Source organism: Streptomyces sp. enrichment culture, from assembly GCF_964272895.1.
Taxonomy (GTDB): Bacteria; Actinomycetota; Actinomycetes; order Streptomycetales; family Streptomycetaceae; genus Streptomyces.
This window is the reverse complement of the sequence record NZ_OZ186832.1, coordinates 4,055,615-4,071,303: the sequence shown is the minus strand read 5'-3', so window position 1 is coordinate 4,071,303 and position 15,689 is coordinate 4,055,615. Positions and strand designations below refer to the sequence as shown.

Annotated in this window: 16 protein-coding genes; 2 read left to right on the top strand and 14 right to left on the bottom strand. The window is 73.3% G+C overall.

Features of this window, described 5'->3' with window-relative positions:
* Positions 1-130: 130 nt before the first annotated feature.
* From ACSU6M_RS18400 to ACSU6M_RS18385, 4 genes are all read right to left on the bottom strand, one after another.
* Positions 131-1,351: a cytochrome P450 gene (locus ACSU6M_RS18400; RefSeq protein WP_437070841.1), complete on the bottom strand. Its 1,221-nt coding sequence runs from the start codon at positions 1,349-1,351 to the stop codon at positions 131-133.
* 58 nt (positions 1,352-1,409) lie between these two features.
* Positions 1,410-2,075, bottom strand: a complete 666-nt coding sequence (locus tag ACSU6M_RS18395; protein WP_437070840.1) for a response regulator — start codon at positions 2,073-2,075, stop codon at positions 1,410-1,412.
* A complete protein-coding gene (locus ACSU6M_RS18390; protein WP_437070839.1) occupies positions 2,072-3,454 on the bottom strand; it encodes a sensor histidine kinase in 1,383 nt (460 codons plus the stop codon). The genes ACSU6M_RS18395 and ACSU6M_RS18390 overlap by 4 nt, the downstream gene beginning before the upstream one ends.
* 85 nt (positions 3,455-3,539) lie before the next feature.
* The gene (locus tag ACSU6M_RS18385; RefSeq protein ID WP_437070838.1) at positions 3,540-4,415 is read right to left on the bottom strand and encodes an alpha/beta hydrolase family protein; all 876 of its coding nucleotides are present in this window, start codon (positions 4,413-4,415) and stop codon (positions 3,540-3,542) included.
* Positions 4,416-4,625: 210 nt separating this feature from the next.
* Between ACSU6M_RS18385 and ACSU6M_RS18380 the strand changes: the two genes are divergently transcribed.
* Entirely contained in the window at positions 4,626-5,234 is a 609-nt protein-coding gene (locus tag ACSU6M_RS18380) for a TetR/AcrR family transcriptional regulator (protein ID WP_437070837.1), read from the top strand.
* Here the strand turns inward: ACSU6M_RS18380 and kynU are convergent.
* The 10 genes from kynU to ACSU6M_RS18330 all read right to left on the bottom strand — a co-directional run bounded on the left by kynU (position 5,221) and on the right by ACSU6M_RS18330 (position 14,861).
* The gene (gene kynU / locus ACSU6M_RS18375) at positions 5,221-6,411 is read right to left on the bottom strand and encodes a kynureninase (RefSeq protein ID WP_437070836.1); all 1,191 of its coding nucleotides are present in this window, start codon (positions 6,409-6,411) and stop codon (positions 5,221-5,223) included. The two genes, ACSU6M_RS18380 and kynU, sit on opposite strands and share 14 nt — an antisense overlap.
* The gene (locus tag ACSU6M_RS18370) at positions 6,404-7,243 is read right to left on the bottom strand and encodes a tryptophan 2,3-dioxygenase family protein (protein WP_437070835.1); all 840 of its coding nucleotides are present in this window, start codon (positions 7,241-7,243) and stop codon (positions 6,404-6,406) included. Before ACSU6M_RS18370 ends, kynU begins: the two co-directional genes overlap by 8 nt.
* 150 nt (positions 7,244-7,393) lie before the next feature.
* The gene (locus ACSU6M_RS18365) at positions 7,394-7,807 is read right to left on the bottom strand and encodes a DUF3151 domain-containing protein (protein WP_437070834.1); all 414 of its coding nucleotides are present in this window, start codon (positions 7,805-7,807) and stop codon (positions 7,394-7,396) included.
* A 154-nt stretch (positions 7,808-7,961) separates the two neighbouring features.
* Positions 7,962-9,410, bottom strand: a complete 1,449-nt coding sequence (locus ACSU6M_RS18360; protein ID WP_437070833.1) for an MFS transporter — start codon at positions 9,408-9,410, stop codon at positions 7,962-7,964.
* Between the two features lie 59 nt (positions 9,411-9,469).
* Positions 9,470-10,492: a class II fructose-bisphosphate aldolase gene (gene fbaA, locus ACSU6M_RS18355; protein ID WP_437070832.1), complete on the bottom strand. Its 1,023-nt coding sequence runs from the start codon at positions 10,490-10,492 to the stop codon at positions 9,470-9,472.
* A 156-nt stretch (positions 10,493-10,648) separates the two neighbouring features.
* Complete coding sequence (gene pyrE, locus ACSU6M_RS18350) at positions 10,649-11,197, bottom strand: orotate phosphoribosyltransferase (RefSeq protein WP_437070831.1); 549 nt, start codon at positions 11,195-11,197, stop codon at positions 10,649-10,651.
* Between the two features lie 10 nt (positions 11,198-11,207).
* Positions 11,208-11,996 (bottom strand): aldose 1-epimerase, encoded by a 789-nt coding sequence (locus ACSU6M_RS18345; protein ID WP_437070830.1) that lies wholly within the window; start codon positions 11,994-11,996, stop codon positions 11,208-11,210.
* Between the two features lie 76 nt (positions 11,997-12,072).
* A complete protein-coding gene (locus tag ACSU6M_RS18340) occupies positions 12,073-12,903 on the bottom strand; it encodes an SRPBCC domain-containing protein (protein WP_437070829.1) in 831 nt (276 codons plus the stop codon).
* A gap of 75 nt (positions 12,904-12,978) precedes the next feature.
* Complete coding sequence (locus ACSU6M_RS18335) at positions 12,979-13,656, bottom strand: response regulator (RefSeq protein ID WP_437070828.1); 678 nt, start codon at positions 13,654-13,656, stop codon at positions 12,979-12,981.
* Entirely contained in the window at positions 13,653-14,861 is a 1,209-nt protein-coding gene (locus ACSU6M_RS18330) for a sensor histidine kinase (RefSeq protein WP_437070827.1), read from the bottom strand. The genes ACSU6M_RS18335 and ACSU6M_RS18330 overlap by 4 nt, the downstream gene beginning before the upstream one ends.
* Before the next feature lie 273 nt (positions 14,862-15,134).
* On the opposite strand from ACSU6M_RS18330, the gene ACSU6M_RS18325 reads away from it, so the two are divergent.
* Entirely contained in the window at positions 15,135-15,677 is a 543-nt protein-coding gene (locus ACSU6M_RS18325) for a peptidoglycan-binding domain-containing protein (RefSeq protein ID WP_437070826.1), read from the top strand.
* Positions 15,678-15,689: the final 12 nt, after the last annotated feature.

The following is a 15,689-nucleotide window of genomic DNA, read 5'->3' as shown; positions in this document are numbered from 1 at the left end:
GCCCGGCGCGGGTCCGGGGCTCGGCAGGTTGGTGCCTTGCTGTCTGCTGGTGACCGCGTAAGCGCCGGGCTGCGCCGCGCCCCCCACGCCCCGCTCCCGCCGGTGGGCGGCTCTCCCGCCGTCGTGGTGATCAGGCCAGTTCGACGTCCAGGCCCTCCAGGCCCCGGATGACGAAGTTCGGCTTGCGGTGGGGTTCGGTGGTCAGGCGCAGGGTGGGGGCGCGTTCGAGGAGGACGCGCATGGACGCGGCCAGTTCGAGGCGGGCCAGGGGGGCGCCGATGCAGTAGTGGATGCCGGCGCTGAAGGAGATGTGGGGGTTGTCCTTGCGGGTGAGGTCGAGGCGGCCGGGGTCGGTGAAGACGGCCGGGTCGTGGTTGGCGGAGCCGAAGAGGAGGGCGAGCTCGGCGCCGCGGGGGACGACGGTGCCGTCGATCTCGATGTCGTCCAGCACCCAGCGCTCGAAGAGCTGGAGCGGGGTGTCGTAGCGCATCAGCTCCTCGATCGCGCCGGGGACCAGGGAGTGGTCGGCGCGGAGGGCGGCGAGCTGGGCGGGGTTGCGGAACAGGGCGTACCAGCCGTTCACGGTGGCGTTCACCGTGGCCTCGTGCCCGGCGTTCAGGAGCAGGACGCAGGTGGAGATCATCTCCTGCTCGGTGAGCCGGTCGCCCTCGTCGTGCGCCGCGATGAGCCCGGAGATCAGGTCCTCGCCGGGTTCCTTCCGGCGGGCGGCGATCAGCTCGCGCAGGTAGTCGGAGAACTCGACGGACGCCCGTACGGCCCTGCGCGCGGCCTCCTCGGACGGGTTGAGCTCGTACATCCCGCAGATGTCCGCCGACCAGGGCCGCAGCGGCGCCCGGTCCGCCTCCGGGATGCCGAGCATCTCGGCGATGACGGCGACGGGCAGCGGTTCGGCGACGTCGGCGAGCAGGTCGCCGCCGCCCCGCTGGACCAGCCGCTCCACCAGGTCGGCGGCCAGCTGGTCGACGTACGGCTTCAGCCGCTCCACCGTGCGCGGGGTGAACGCCTTCGACACCAGCCGCCGGATCCGGGTGTGGTCCGGCGGCTCCAGGTCCAGCATCCCGTGGTCGTTGAGGGTGTGGAACGGCTCGTGCTCCGGCGGGGGCGCGGTCCGTCCGAAGTCCTCGTGGGTGAAGCGGTGCTGGTACGTGCGCCCCAGCCGCCGGTCCCGCAGCAGCGCCGACACATCGGCGTGGTGCGGCACCAGCCACTGGTTCGTGGGCGCGTAGTACAGCACCCGGCCCCTCTCCCGCAGCTCGGCGTAGGCGGGGTACGGGTCCCCGAGGAACGCGGTGTCCCACGGGTCGAAGGCGAGGTCGCTGGTGCCTGACATGCACGGACGCTAACGCGCGGGGAGGGCGTCTGACCAGGGGGTGGTGCCGCGTCGCCGCTCAGCCCGGCGTCACCAGGCGGGCCTCGTACGCGAACACCGCCGCCTGGGTGCGGTCGCGCAGGCCCAGCTTCACCAGGACGCGGCTGACGTGGGTCTTGATCGTGGACTCGGCGACCACCAGGCGCTGCGCGATCTCGGCGTTCGACAGGCCCTGGGCGATCAGGACCAGCACCTCCGTCTCGCGCTCGGTGAGGTCACCGTAGGCCGCCGGTACGCCCACCGTGGGGCGCGGGGTCTGCGACAGCTTGGCGAACTCGCTGATCAGACGCTTGGTGACGGAGGGGGCCAGCAGGGCCTCGCCCGAGGCCACCACCCGTACGCCGTCGGCCAGTTGGCGGGCGGAGGCGTCCTTGAGCAGGAAGCCCGACGCTCCGGCGCGCAGCGCCTGGTACACGTACTCGTCCAGGTCGAAGGTGGTCAGGACCAGGACCTTCGCCATGGCGTCCGCCGCCACGATCTCGCGGGTGGCCTCGATGCCGTTCAGCTCGGGCATGCGGATGTCCATCAGGACGACGTCGGGGGCCAGTTCACGGACCTTGGTCACGGCGTCACGGCCGTTGACCGCCTCGCCGACGACCTCGATGCCGGGCATCGCGCCCAGGAGGACGGAGAAGCCCTCGCGCACCATCATCTGGTCGTCGGCGATCAGCACACGGATGGTCATGCCCCCGGCCCGCCCTCACCGGCCGGTGCGGCGGCGACCGGCAGGAACACCGTCACCTCGTAGCCGCCCTCGGCGGTCGCGCCCGTCGTCATCTCGCCGCCCAGCATGGTGACCCGCTCGCGCATGCCGGTGATGCCGTGCCCGGCGCCGGGCGAGGGTTTCACCAGCCGCGGCCGCGGCGGCGCCCCGTTCACCACGCGCAGGCCCAGGCCGCCGATGACATGGCCGATCTCCACGCGGGCCGAGGCGCCCGGCGCGTGGCGCAGGACGTTGCTCAGCGCCTCCTGCACGATCCGGTACGCCGACAGCTCGACGCCCTGCGGGAGTTCACGGGCCGCGCCGGTGACCGCCTTGTCCACCTCCAGGCCCGCGTCGCGCACATTGGCGAGCAGCGCGTCCAGGTCGGCGAGGGTCGGCTGCGGGGCGTCCGGTGCCTCGTAGTCCTCGGCCCGTACGACGCCCAGGACGCGGCGCAGTTCGGTGAGGGCGGCGACGGCGTTCTCGCGGATGGTCGCGAAGGCCCGCTCCAGCTCCGGCGGCGGGTTCTCCACGCGGTAGGGGGCGGCCTCGGCCTGGATGGCGACGACCGACATGTGGTGGGCGACCACGTCGTGCAGTTCGCGCGCGATGGTGGTGCGCTCCTCCAGCAGGGTGCGCCGGGACCGCTCCTGCTCGGTCACCGTCTGCTGGGCGGTGACCTCCTGGGCGGCGTCCCGCCGGATGTGCCAGACGGTGACGGCGAGCAGCACGAACGCGGAGACCATCAGCATCGGGCCGACGTTGGTGCCGTAGTGGAACCCGCCCAGGGAGGTCTCGGCGGCGAAGCCGAAGGCGGCCGTCAGCAGCCACATCCACGCCGCGGTGCGCGGACGGGTGCGTATCGCGACGACCGTCAGCACGGTCAGGTGGGAGAGGAAGCCGCCCACGGTCCACGGCCACAGCTCCCAGGAGCTGCCCACGGCGGCGACCACCGACGAGCAGGCCAGCGACAGCCAGAACGCGCCGACCGGCCGGACCAGCGTCACCAGCACCGGGGCCAGGGCCAGCAGCCCGAAGACCAGGCCCGTCATCTCGCCGCCGTCGTCCGCCCAGGACGCCAGCATGGCCAGCAGGCCGGTGCCCGCCACCAGCGCGTGCCGCGTCCACACCGCGTACTCCCGCAGCCGCCCGCTCAGCCGCCCGGTGAGGGGGCCGTCCACCGGCATGGGGGCCAGCGGCCGGTAGGCGAAGGCGTCGTGGATCAGGTCCTGCCGCATGCCCCGCAGGGCGTCCATCGCCGCCCGCGCCTCGGGGCTGCGCGGGGTGTAGGGCTCGTACGAGGTCTCCGGCGCGGTCCCCCGGGTCCCGCCGCCGCTGGTGTGGGTGGTCGTCTCGGTCACACAGCGAACGGTAGGCCCGCACGCCGGTCGCCGTCGTCCCCAGCGAGAAGGGTCCTGCCGGGTCCGTCTGAAGTACTACGGCCCCTCACCACGCCAGCTGCGCGATCTCCTCCGCCACCACCGCGCAGGCGTCCGCCGCCGGGTCGATGAGCGGGAAGTGGCCGACGTCCTCGAGGAGCGTCAGCCCGACCACCTCGCCCGCCTTCGCCGCCGCGTCGGCGTACGACTCGGCGACGGCCTGCGGCACGTCCACGTCCTCGCGGCCCTGGACGAGGGTGGTGGCGATGCCCGTGGGCAGCAGCAGGGCGGGGTCGGCGTAGGGCCGGCGCTGCGCGAACGTCTCGTACCCGCCCAGCAGTTCACGGGCCGCGCCGCCGCAGACGTCGAGCTTGTCGGCGACCGCGAAGTCGGCGATGGGCGCGAGGGCGACGACACCGCGCAGGGGTGCGGGACGGTCGGTGCGCCAGGGGGCGTCGGCGGGCAGCAGGTGCCGGGCGGCCGACCACAGGGCGAGGTGGCCGCCCGCGGAGTGCCCGGTGACCACCGTGCGGCGCGGGTCGGCCTGCGGCAGCGCCCCGGCGACGAGGCCCGGCAGCGCGTCCAGCGCGGCGGCGACGTCGTCGAAGGTGTCCGGCCAGCGGCCGGCGACGGGCGCGCCCTCCCCCTCGGACCCGCGCCGGTACTCCACGCTCGCCACCGCGAAGCCGCGGCGGGCCAGGAAGTCCGCGAAGGGGCTGATGTGCGCGCGGTCGTACGGTGCCCGCCAGGCGCCGCCGTGCAGGACGACGACCAGCGGGGCGAGGCCGCCGCCGGGGCCGCCCTCGGCGCGCGGGGCGTAGAAGTCGATCACCTGGTCGGGGTGGTCGCCGTACGCGGCGGTGACGTCGGGGTCGACGGGCGGGTGCGAGAACGCCGACTCCTCCTCGGCGGCGGCCCGTGCTGCTGCGGCGTCGTCCGGCATGCTCCAACCTCTCAGCGCTGATACGGATTTGGCGGACCGGGTGAGAAAGGACCAGGTGGGAATTACCGGCCGTTGGCGGGGACGGTATCAGGCCGGTGACGTGCGCGGACACGGGGATGTCACGCACGGTGAGGGTTAAACGGTTCTGCTGTTTCGTTACGCTGCACAGCAGCATCGCTCCTGTATGGGAGCCGTACGAGGAGGTCGCCCATGTCCGCCGAACCCGGCACCGTGCGTCCCGGAGGGCGTACCGCGCGTGTGCGGTCGGCCGTGCTGCGCGCGGCCGGTGACGTCCTGGCCGAGCACGGCTTCGCGCACCTCGACCTGGCGGACGTCGCCCGGCGGGCCGAGGTCGGCAAGACGACCGTGTACCGGCGCTGGGGCTCGGTGACCGGGCTGGTCGCCGATCTCCTCGCCGACATGGCCGAGCAGTCGCTGCCCCGCGAGGAGACCGGCTCCCTGCTCGGCGACCTGCGGGCCAACGCGGCCCTGGTGCGGCGCACCCTGGCCGACGCCCGGCAGGGCGCCCTGTTCCGCGCGGTCATCGCGGCGGCCACCTGCGACGCCCGCACGGCCCAGGCCCTCGCCCGCTTCTACGAGGTGCGGGTCGCGGAGTGGGCGCCGTGCGTCGAACAGGGCGTGGCCCGCGGCGAGGTGCCGCCGGGCACGGACGCGGGGGCGGTCGTGCGGGCCGTGTCGGCGCCGCTGTACTACCAGCTGCTGACCACCGGCACCGCCCCGGACGCCCCCGCCGCGGACCGCGCCGCACGGGCGGCGTACGAGGCGGCCGCGGCGGGGGTGTACGTCACCGGGGGCTGAGCACCTCGCCCAGCACCCGCGCCGCCCGCTCCACGTCCGCGAACCCCACGTACAGCGGCGTGAAGCCGAAGCGCAGCACATCGGGTGCGCGGAAGTCGCCGACCACGCCCCGCCCGATGAGCCGGCGCATCACCTCGCCCGCGTCGTCGCAGCGCAGCGCGACCTGGCTGCCGCGCTCGGCGTGGGCGGCCGGCGTCAGGGACTCGACGCGGCCCGCGGGCACGTACTCCCGCACGCACTCCAGGAAGAAGTCCGTCAGGGCGAGGGACTTGGCGCGCACGGCGTCCACCGACACCCCGTCCCACACCTCCAGGGCCGCCTCCAGGGCGAGCATGGAGAGGATGTCCGGCGTGCCGACGCGCCCCCGCAGGGCGCCCGGCGCCGCCTCGTAGGACGGCCGCATCCCGAACGGCTCGGCGTGCGAGTTCCAGCCGGGCAGCGGGGAGTCGAAGCGGTCCTGGAGGTCGCGGCGGACGTACAGGTACGCCGGTGAACCCGGGCCGCCGTTGAGGTACTTGTAGGTGCAGCCGACGGCCAGGTCCACACCGTGCTCGTCCAGGCCGACCGGCAGCGCGCCCGCGCTGTGGCACAGGTCCCAGACCGACACCGCGCCCGCGTCACGGATCGCCGCCGTGAGGGACGGCAGGTCGTGGAGGCGGCCGGTGCGGTAGTCGACGTGGTTGAGCAGCACCGCGGCCGTGCGCGCGCCCAGCGCCGACGGGACCTCGGCCGGGGCGACCGGGCGCAGGGTGCGGCCCGTCAGCCGGGCGGCCGACTCGGCTATGTAGCCGTCGGTGGGGAAGGTGGTGGCGTCGACCAGGATCTCGTCCCGGTCCTCGCCCGCCATCCGCACGGCCGCCACCAGTGCCTTGAAGACGTTGACACTGGTGGAGTCGCCGACCACGATCTGCCCGGCCGCCGCACCGACCAGCGGGGCGATCCGGTCGCCGATCCGCTCCGGCGCGGTCCACCAGCCGCTCTCCTCCCAGGAGCGGATGCGCAGCTCGCCCCACTGCCGCCGCACCACGTCCGCGACCCGGCCGGGGACGGCGGCGGGCAGCGCGCCCAGCGAGTTGCCGTCCAGGTAGACCACCTCGTCGAGCACGAACTCGCCGCGCTTGCCGGCGAGTTCGTCGACGGAGTCCAGCTTCTGCGCGCGCGTCCTCAGCTCAGACATGGGACCTCGCCGTCCACAGCTCCGGGAAGACGTTCTTGCGGGCGCGCTTCTCCAGCCAGGCCACCCCGGCCGAACCGCCGGTGCCCTGCTTGGCGCCCATCGCGCGCCGGGTGGCCACCAGGTGGTCGTTGCGCCAGCGCCAGACCAGCTCGGCGACGTCGGTCAGGGCCTCGCCGAGCCGGGCCGTCTCGTCGCCCGGGTCGCCGCCGTAGACGGCCGTCCACACGGCCTCGACCTCGTCGGAGGGCTCGTAGCGCCGGGAGACGTCACGGGAGAGCACGGAGGACGGCACGGCGTGGCCGCGCCTGGCGAGGAACCGCAGCACCTCGTCGTACAGGCTGGGCTCGTGCAGCGCCTTCTCCAGCTCGGCGTGGACGCGGGGTGCGCCGCGGTGCGGGACGAGCATGGACGCCGACTTCTCGCCGAGCAGGAACTCCATCCGCCGGTACATGGCCGACTGGAAGCCGGAACCCTCGCCGAGGGCGCCGCGGTAGGAGTTGAACTGGGCCGGCGTGAGGTGCGCGAGCGGCTTCCAGGAGGCGTTGAGGGCCTCCAGCTCCCGCACGGAACGTTTCAGCGCGTCCAGCGCGGTCGGCACGTCGTCGCGGCGCAGGGCGCGGGCGGCGGTCTCCCACTCGTGCACGATGACGGTGAACCACAGCTCCATCACCTGGGTCGTGACCAGGAAGACCATCTCTCCGGGATCGTCGGAGAGGGTGTGCTGGAGGTGGGTGAGCACGTCCGCCTTGACGTAGTCCTCGTACGGCGTCGTGCCTTCGAAGTCGAGATGCGGGGTCTCGGGCTCCTGCATGTCGTGAGCCTCATGGGACATCGCTGTCTCCTGAAATGTACTCCGGGTAGCGGTCCGCCCCTGCCGATGCCGGCACGGGGGCCCCGGTCCCCACCCGCATCCTCCGCAATCCCACCCGGACCTCGCAAGGCCCGCCCGAACATTCGGCCGGGCCTCACGTGTCTTCCCAGGTCAGCCGAGGGTCTGGGCCGCCGTCGGCGAGGAGTCCTTCAGGAACTGCGAGCAGCGCTCGTACTCCTCCTGCTCCCCGATCGCCCCGGCCGCGCGGGCCAGAGCGTGCAGCGCCCGCAGGAACCCGCGGTTGGGCTCGTGCTCCCACGGCACCGGCCCGTGGCCCTTCCACCCGTTGCGGCGCAGCGCGTCCAGCCCGCGGTGGTAGCCGGTACGGGCGTAGGCGTACGACTCCACGACGCTGCCCCGCTCGAACGCCTCGTCGGCCAGCCGCGCCCAGGCCAGCGACGACGTCGGGTACTTCGCGGCGACGTCCGCGGCCGGGGTGCCGCCCGCCAGCAGCTCGCGGGGCTCCGGGTCGTCGGGGAGGTGGGTCGGGGGCGGTCCCCCGAGAAGGTTCTCGTGAATCGTCATGGGGCCAGTCTGGTACATCCGGGAGGGGGAGGGGTGGTGGGGCGTGGGGCGCGCAACGGCCGACGGGGACGGCACGTCCCTCAAGCGGCGCGGGGAACTGCGCGACGAGCCCACGACAGCCCGCAGCCGCGCACGCGCCCCGGCACCCCCGTCCCTAGGCGATCCGCCCCTTCACCGGCTCCCCCTCCAGCGGCGGCACCGCGACGGACCCATGGCTGCGGCACTCCGGCCTGCGGCACCCCGGCGGCAGCGTCCGTACGGTCGCGAAGGCAACGCCCGCCCCCAGCGCGAGCGTCCCCGCACAGATCCACATCGACCGCCCGAACGCCCCGTCGAACGCCCCCGGCGACCGGTACGCCTCCTCCCCCATCCCCGCGAGCAGCGGCAACGCGGCCACCGCGACCAGGCCGGCCGCACGGGCGGCGGCGTTGTTGATGCCGCTGGCCAGCCCCGCCCGGCTGACGTCCACGGAGGCCAGGACGGTCGCGGTGAGCGGGGCGACGAGGGTGACCATGCCGAGGCCGAGGACCAGCATGGCGGGCAGGACGTCGGCGACATAGGAGGCGCCCCTGTCCACCCGCAGCATCAGCAGCATCCCCGCCGCGCACAGCAGCGGCCCCACGGTGAGCGGGATCCGCGGCCCGATCCGCTCCCCCAGCTCACCGGAGCGCGCGGAGAGCAGCAGCATCAGCACGGTCGTCGGCAGCAGTGCCGTACCGGCCTGGAGGGCCGACCAGCCCACCACCACCTGGAGCTGGATGACCGAGAGGAAGAAGAACCCGCCGAAGGCCGCGTACACGCACAGCGTGACCAGATTGACCGCCGTGAACTGGCGGGAGGCGAAGATCCCGAGCGGCATCATCGGGTCGGGCCGGCGCTTCTCGACCAGGACGAAGGCGACGCCGAGGGCCACGCCGAGCGCCGCCGTGATCCAGTCGGCCTCGATCAGCGCGTACGTCACCAGGGCCAGGGAGGCCGCCCCCAGCAGGGCGCCCAGCACGTCGAAGCGGCCGTGCTCGCCGCCGTCGCCGGACTCGGGCACATGCCGCAGGGCGACCGGCACGCACAGCAGGGCCAGCGGCACGTTCAGCAGGAACACCCACCGCCAGCCGGGGCCGTCCACCAGCCAGCCGCCCAGGAACGGCCCGACGGCCGCGCCGATGCCGCCGAACCCCGACCACAGGCCCACCGCGCGGCCCCGGTCGTCGGGATGGAACGATGCCTGGATCAGGGCCAGCGACCCCGGCGTCAGAAGCGCGCCGCCCACGCCCTGCAACGCCCGCGCGGCGATCAGCACCCCCGCGTTCGGCGCGAGCCCGCACAGCAGCGAGGCCGCGGCGAACCAGACGACGCCGATCAGGAACACCCTGCGGCGGCCGTACCGGTCGCCCAGGGAGCCCCCGAGCAGGATCAGCCCGGCCAGCGTGAGCAGGTAGGCGTTGACCGTCCACTGGAGGGCGGCGAGACCGGCGTCGAGGTCACGGCCCATGGCGGGCAGCGCCACATTGACGACCGTCGAGTCCAGCAGGGCCATGCTGGAGCCCAGGATCGTGGTCAGCAGGATCCCCCGGCCCTGCGGCGAGGCCAGCCGGACATCGCTCATGGGCCCAGTAAACAGCGAGCCCGGCGCCGAGGCACCGGGCTCGCAGGGCACTGCGCGGGTTACTTGATCTTCGTACCCGTGGAGCGCAGGTTCGCGCATGCCTCGACGACGCGGGCGGCCATCGACGCCTCGGCCAGCTTGCCCCAGGTGCGCGGGTCGTATGCCTTCTTGTTGCCGACCTCGCCGTCGACCTTCAGGACGCCGTCGTAGTTGGCGAACATGTGGCCGGCGACCGGACGGGTGAAGGCGTACTGGGTGTCGGTGTCGATGTTCATCTTCACCACGCCGTTCTCCAGCGCGGTGGCGATCTCCTGCTCGGTGGAGCCGGAGCCGCCGTGGAAGACGAAGTCGAACGGGGACGCCTTGCCGAACTTGGCGGCGACGCCGTCGTTCAGCTCCTTCAGCAGCTCGGGGCGGAGCACGACGTTGCCCGGCTTGTACACGCCGTGGACGTTGCCGAAGGACGCGGCGAGCAGGTAGCGGCCCTTCTCGCCCAGGCCCAGGGCCTCGGCGGTGCGGATCGCGTCGTCGACGGTGGTGTACAGCTCGTCGTTGATCTCGTGGGTGACGCCGTCCTCCTCGCCGCCGGTCGGGGTGATCTCGACCTCAAGGATGATCTTGGCGGCGCGGGCGCGCTCCAGCAGCTCCTGCGCGATGGACAGGTTGTCGGCGAGGGTCTCCGCGGAGCCGTCCCACATGTGGGACTGGAACAGCGGGTTCTCGCCGCGGGCCACGCGCTCCTCGGAGATGGCGAGCAGCGGACGGACGTAGCCGTCGAGCTTGTCCTTCGGGCAGTGGTCGGTGTGCAGGGCGACCGTCACGTCGTACTTCTTGGCGACGATGTGCGCGAACTCGGCCAGCGCGACCGCGCCGGTGACCATGTCCTTGTTGTGCTGGCCGCCCAGGAACTCCGCGCCGCCCGTGGAGATCTGGATGATGCCGTCGCTCTCGGCCTCGGCGAAGCCGCGCAGGGCCGCGTGCAGCGTCTGCGACGAGGTGACGTTGATGGCCGGGTAGGCGAACTTGCCTGCCTTCGCCCGGTCGAGCATCTCGTTGTAGACCTCGGGGGTTGCGATGGGCATCTGTCCGCTCCTTGTATGTGCGGGTGGGCGTTGTTGGTGCTTACGTCCCTGACCTGGAACCTGGGTTCGACGCCGTCGTCGGCCCCATCTTTCCAGACTTGGCCCGGAGGTCCAGGTGTGGTCCGCAGGGCGGTCGGTACCGGCGAGTAGGAACGGTCAGTCCAGACCGAGCTCGTCCTTGGAGTACGCGAAGCGGTACGGCACCCCCGCGCCGGCCTCGATCTTCTCCGCGGCTCCGGTCGCGCGGTCGACGATCGTGGCGACGGCCACGACCTCGGCTCCGGCCTCGCGCACGGCCTCGACGGCGGTCAGCGGGGAGCCGCCGGTGGTGGAGGTGTCCTCGACGACCAGCACGCGGCGGCCCTTGATGTCCGGGCCCTCGACGCGGCGCTGGAGGCCGTGCGCCTTGGCGGCCTTGCGGACGACGAACGCGTCCAGGCGCCTGCCGCGGGCGGCGGCCGCGTGCAGCATCGCGGCGGCGACCGGGTCGGCGCCCATGGTGAGACCGCCGACGGCGTCGAAGTCCAGGTCGGCGGTCAGGTCGAGGAGCACCTGGCCGACCAGCGGGGCGGCCTCGCCGTCCAGGGTGATGCGGCGCAGGTCGACGTAGTAGTCGGCCTCCAGACCCGAGGAGAGGGTCACCTTGCCGTGCACCACGGCCTTGTCCTTGATCTGCTGCAGCAGCGCCGCACGTACTTCCGTCATGCCTGACAGCTTAGAGCCGGGTCCAGCTCCAGGTCGTCGTGGCCTCCAGCGGCTCCAGGGGCGTGACCAGGCGCGGGGCGGTGTTCAGGCCGTCGGGCGGGCCGGTCTGGGGTTCGACGCAGACCGCTTCCTGCTGCTCGTCGTAGATCACCACCCACTGCTCGGGACTGGTGATCTTCAGTTCCAGGAGTCCGGGCCAGGTGAGGGTGACGTCGACGCCGCCGGGCATGCCGAAGCAGTCGTCCCAGGGGCCCGGCTTGGGGTCGACGCGGTGGCCGGTGGGCAGGTGGTCCGCGCCGCGCTCCTCCTGCCACGCCGGGTCGAAGGACAGCGTCACGCCGGTGCTGTCCAGGGTCCGGTTGAACCAGGGGTGCCAGCCGATCTGGGCCGGATAGGAGTCGTCGTACGTCTCGACGGACATGGTGAGGGTCACCGAGTGCGGGGTGAGGGTGACGGCCTGGGTGACGCGGCCGGGGTAGGGCCAGGGGTCCACCAGGTCGTACGTGATCACCGCCTCGTCGCCGGTGACGCGGGCGACCTGCCAGACGCCGTCGCGGGCCGTGCCGTGGATGGCGTTCGGCGGGGCGTTGAGGGGCAGGCGGTGCTCGACGCCTCCGTTCAGGAAGCGGCCGTCTCGGGTGCGGCCGCACCAGGGGACCATCGGGAAGCAGCCGTAGCGGTCCCCTTGGCGGAGCAGTTCTCCGCCGGCGACTTCGAGGCTGCTCAGGCGGCCGCCGTTGCGGGGGGTCACCGTCAGTCGCGCGTCGCCTGCGGTCAGCGTGATGTCTTCGTTACTCACGGGGTGACCCTACTGGGGGCATCGCGAGGGTGGGGGGCGGTGGCTGAATCACGGCGGCTGCGGGCGGTCCGAGCCCTTACCGGCGTCTGCGCAGTGCCCGTCCCGCGACGATCACGGACGCCACCACCAGGGCCGCCGCCGGTGCCGCCCAGCGCAGTGTCGTGGCCGGGCTCGTCGTCTGCGGGGCCGGGACCGGGGCGTAACGCCCACGCGGCGGGGCGTGGTCCACTTCCTCCGCGCTGCGGCCGATCATCGTGCGGCGGGCGTGGGCCGCTTCGGAGAGGGGTTCGGAGGGGGTCTCGTCCACGTCGTCGGCGAGGGGGTCCAGGGCGGGGGGCGGGACCTCCGTCTCGAAGACGGACGCCGGCGCCTCCTCGGCCGGCTTCTCCTCTACGGGCTCCTGCTCGGCCGGCTTCCCCTCGGCGGGCTCCTGCTCGGCCAGCTTTTCCTCGGCGGGCTCCTGCCCAGCCGGCTTCCCCTCGGCCGGCTCCTCCGTCGCCAGGTTCTCCGCGAAACGGTTCAGCAGGCGGGTGATCGCCGCCGTCACCGTGTCGGGCGGGAAGTCCGTCACGCGGCCGTCCGCCGTCGCCGTGCCCTCGAAGGCGAGGGTGCAGCCTTCCTCGGTGTCCCGGAGGCGGAGGGTGAGCGCGAACTTAACGGAGCCCGTGCCGCGGGCCTCGGCCCCGTCGCCCTCGACGGTGCAGGTGCCGTCCTCGCGGGGTGTGAGGACGGCCGTGCCCCGGTAGGTGATCGTCGTGTTGCCGATCCGGACCTTCAGGCGGCCCGCGATCGGGTCGGCGCCCTCCTCCTGCTGGAGCCCGGGCACCGCTCGGGCGACCGTTGCGGGGTCGGCCAGCGCAGCCCGCACCCGCTGCGAGGAAACCGGGACGTGCACCTCATGCTCCATGAGGTCGGAGAATACCCAGATGCGGGCCGAAAACACCCTCCCCTGCGGGCCCGGATCACCCCCGGCACGGCCGGATCACTCGCCCGCCTCGCCCGGAGTGACGAGCCCCGTCTCGTAGGCGACGACCACCGCCTGGGCCCGGCTGGTGAGGCCCAGCTTGGTCATGGTGCGGTTGAGGTGGGTCTTGACGGTGGCCTCGCTGATGAACAGGCGCTCGGCGGCCTCGGCGTTGGTCAGGCCCCGGGCGACCAGGCGGAGCACCTCGGCCTCGCGGCCGGTCAACGCCTCCAGGCCGGGCGGCGGTTCGGTGCCGGAGCGCAGGGTGGCGCGGCCGGTGTACGCCTCCACCAGGCGCCGGGTGACGGCGGGCGCGAACAGGGCGTCGCCGCCGTGGACGGCGGTGACGGCGGCGAGCAGGCGTTCGGGGCCCGCGTCCTTGAGCAGGAAGCCGCAGGCGCCGGCGCGCAGGGCGTCGTAGACGTACTCGTCGAGGTCGAAGGTGGTGAGGATCAGGACACGCGGGGCCGGGTCGGTGGCGTCGGCGAGGATGCGTTCCGTCGCCTCGATGCCGGTCATGCCGGGCAGCCGGATGTCCATCAGGATGACGTCGGGGCGGGTGGCGGCCGCCAGGGAGACGGCCTCGGCGCCGTCGGCGGCCTCGCCGACGACCTCCATGCCGGGGGCGGCGCGCAGCAGCGCGACCAGTCCGCTGCGGACGAGGAACTGGTCGTCCACCACGAGCACTCTGATCACTGTCGGTCGGCGTCTCCCCGGCGTGCGGCCTGTGATGACGTCGGCAGGGTCAGCAGCACGCCAAAACCACCCTCGCGGCGCGGGCCGACGACGATCGTCCCGCCGTAGAGCTTGGCCCGCTCGCGCATGCCGATCAAGCCATGGCCGCCCTGTGGCCGGATTCTGGCCGGATCCACCCCTTTCCCGGTGAGCCTGAGCCCTCTTCCCTCGGTGTCCCTGGGGAGGGTGACGCCGGGGCCGTCGTCGACGACCGAGACGGTCAGCGTGCCGGGGCGGTAGGTGAGTTCGACGGCGGCGCGGGCGCCGGGGGCGTGTTTGATGACGTTGGTGAGGGCTTCCTGGACGACCCGGTAGGCGCACAGCTGGACGCCGGGCGGCAGGGGGCGGGGCTCGCCGGTGACGGTGAGGGTGACGGCCAGGCCGCCGGAGCGTACGCGGGCGACCATGTCGGCGAGCTGGCCGAGGCCGGGGGCGGGGGCGGCGCTGTCGGCGGGGGTGTCGTCGGCGCGCAACAGGCCGAGCATGCGGCGCAGTTCGGCCAGGGCCTCGCCGCTGGTGGCGGCGATGGTGCCGAGGGCCTCGCGGGCGGTGCCGGCGTCGGTGTCGAAGACGAAGCGGGCGAGGCCGGCCTGGACGTTGATGACGGCCATGTGGTGGGCGACGACGTCGTGCAGTTCGCGGGCGATGCGGACGCGTTCGTCGGCGACCTCGCGCCGGGCCCGTTCGGCCTGTTCGGCGCGGAGTTGGCGGTTGAGCTCGGCGGTGCGCCGGGCGCTCCAGCCGAACCGGCACAGCACCAGCGGGAACCCGGCGGCCTGGGCGACGACGGACGCCATGTTCGAGCCGTCGGTGATCAGCCCGGCGTAGATCCAGTTCGCGGCGAGCAGGGCGGCGCAGGCGAGGGCGACGCGCAGCGGCCGCAGGGAGGCGACGGTGTAGAGGGCGAGCATGGGGCCGAGGGAGCTGACCACCGGCCAGTACCCGGCGGTGGTGTACCAGGTGCTGGCGGCGAAGCAGAACAGGCAGACGGCCACCGGGGCCTTGGTGCGCAGGGCGAGGGGGAGGTTGACCAGGGCGACGAGGGTCCAGCCGAGCGGGTCGAGCGCCGGCCAGCCCTGGGCGGCGGACTCCGTGCCGAGCAGCAGGGCGACGGTGGTGAGCGCCAGCGCGATCACGACGTCGGCGGCGAGGGGGTGGGTCCGCATCGCCGCAGCGTAACGCCGGTGTCGGGACGCGGGCGTCAACTGGTGGCCGTACCGCGAAAGTTGTAGGAACCGCGCGGCTACCGCACGGGTTGGCGGCGGAATCCACCCGGTGCGGGATGAGCGAGGCGCGGCGGCGGCCGTAGCGTCGGTGGCACGACGGCGGCACGGGGGACGGACCGTGGGGGACGGACCGCAGCCGCCGAGGCCGCGAGCGACACGGGGAACCGACGGGGGACCCCGGCTCGCGGCCGACCGAAGAGGGGAATCACGCACATGTCTCTGCGTACGAAGGCCGCCGCGCTCACCGTCGCCGCCGCTCTGGCCGGCGGGATCGGGCTGACCGCCGTGCCCGCCGCCGCCAGCACCTCCCAGGGCTTCGTCTCCGGGACCGGCGCGGTGCAGGACGACTGGACCGACGAGGGCACGCTGTCGCAGACCAGCTACAGCAAGAGCAACGCGACGGCGATGCTCCAGCAGATCCTGTGGGCCGAGGGCGTGAAGGAGTCGAACGGCACCGCGTTCGACTACGCCGACATCGACGGCAAGTACGGCCCGAACACCACCTACGCCGTCAAGCAGCTGCAGAAGCTGTTCAACCGCTACGGCGCCGGTCTGACCGTGGACGGCAAGGCGGGCAAGAAGACGCTCGGGTTCGCCAGCAAGAACTTCCTGGTGGACGAGGGCTCCGGCAAGGTCGCCTACATCGGCGAGCAGCACGTGCTGAACTTCAAGCGCGTCAGCGGCAAGTACCAGCTCAAGGTCAACAACACCCGCGGCTGGAAGGTGGCGTCCTACACCACCCTCAACGTGGTCTGAGCCATCGCCGGT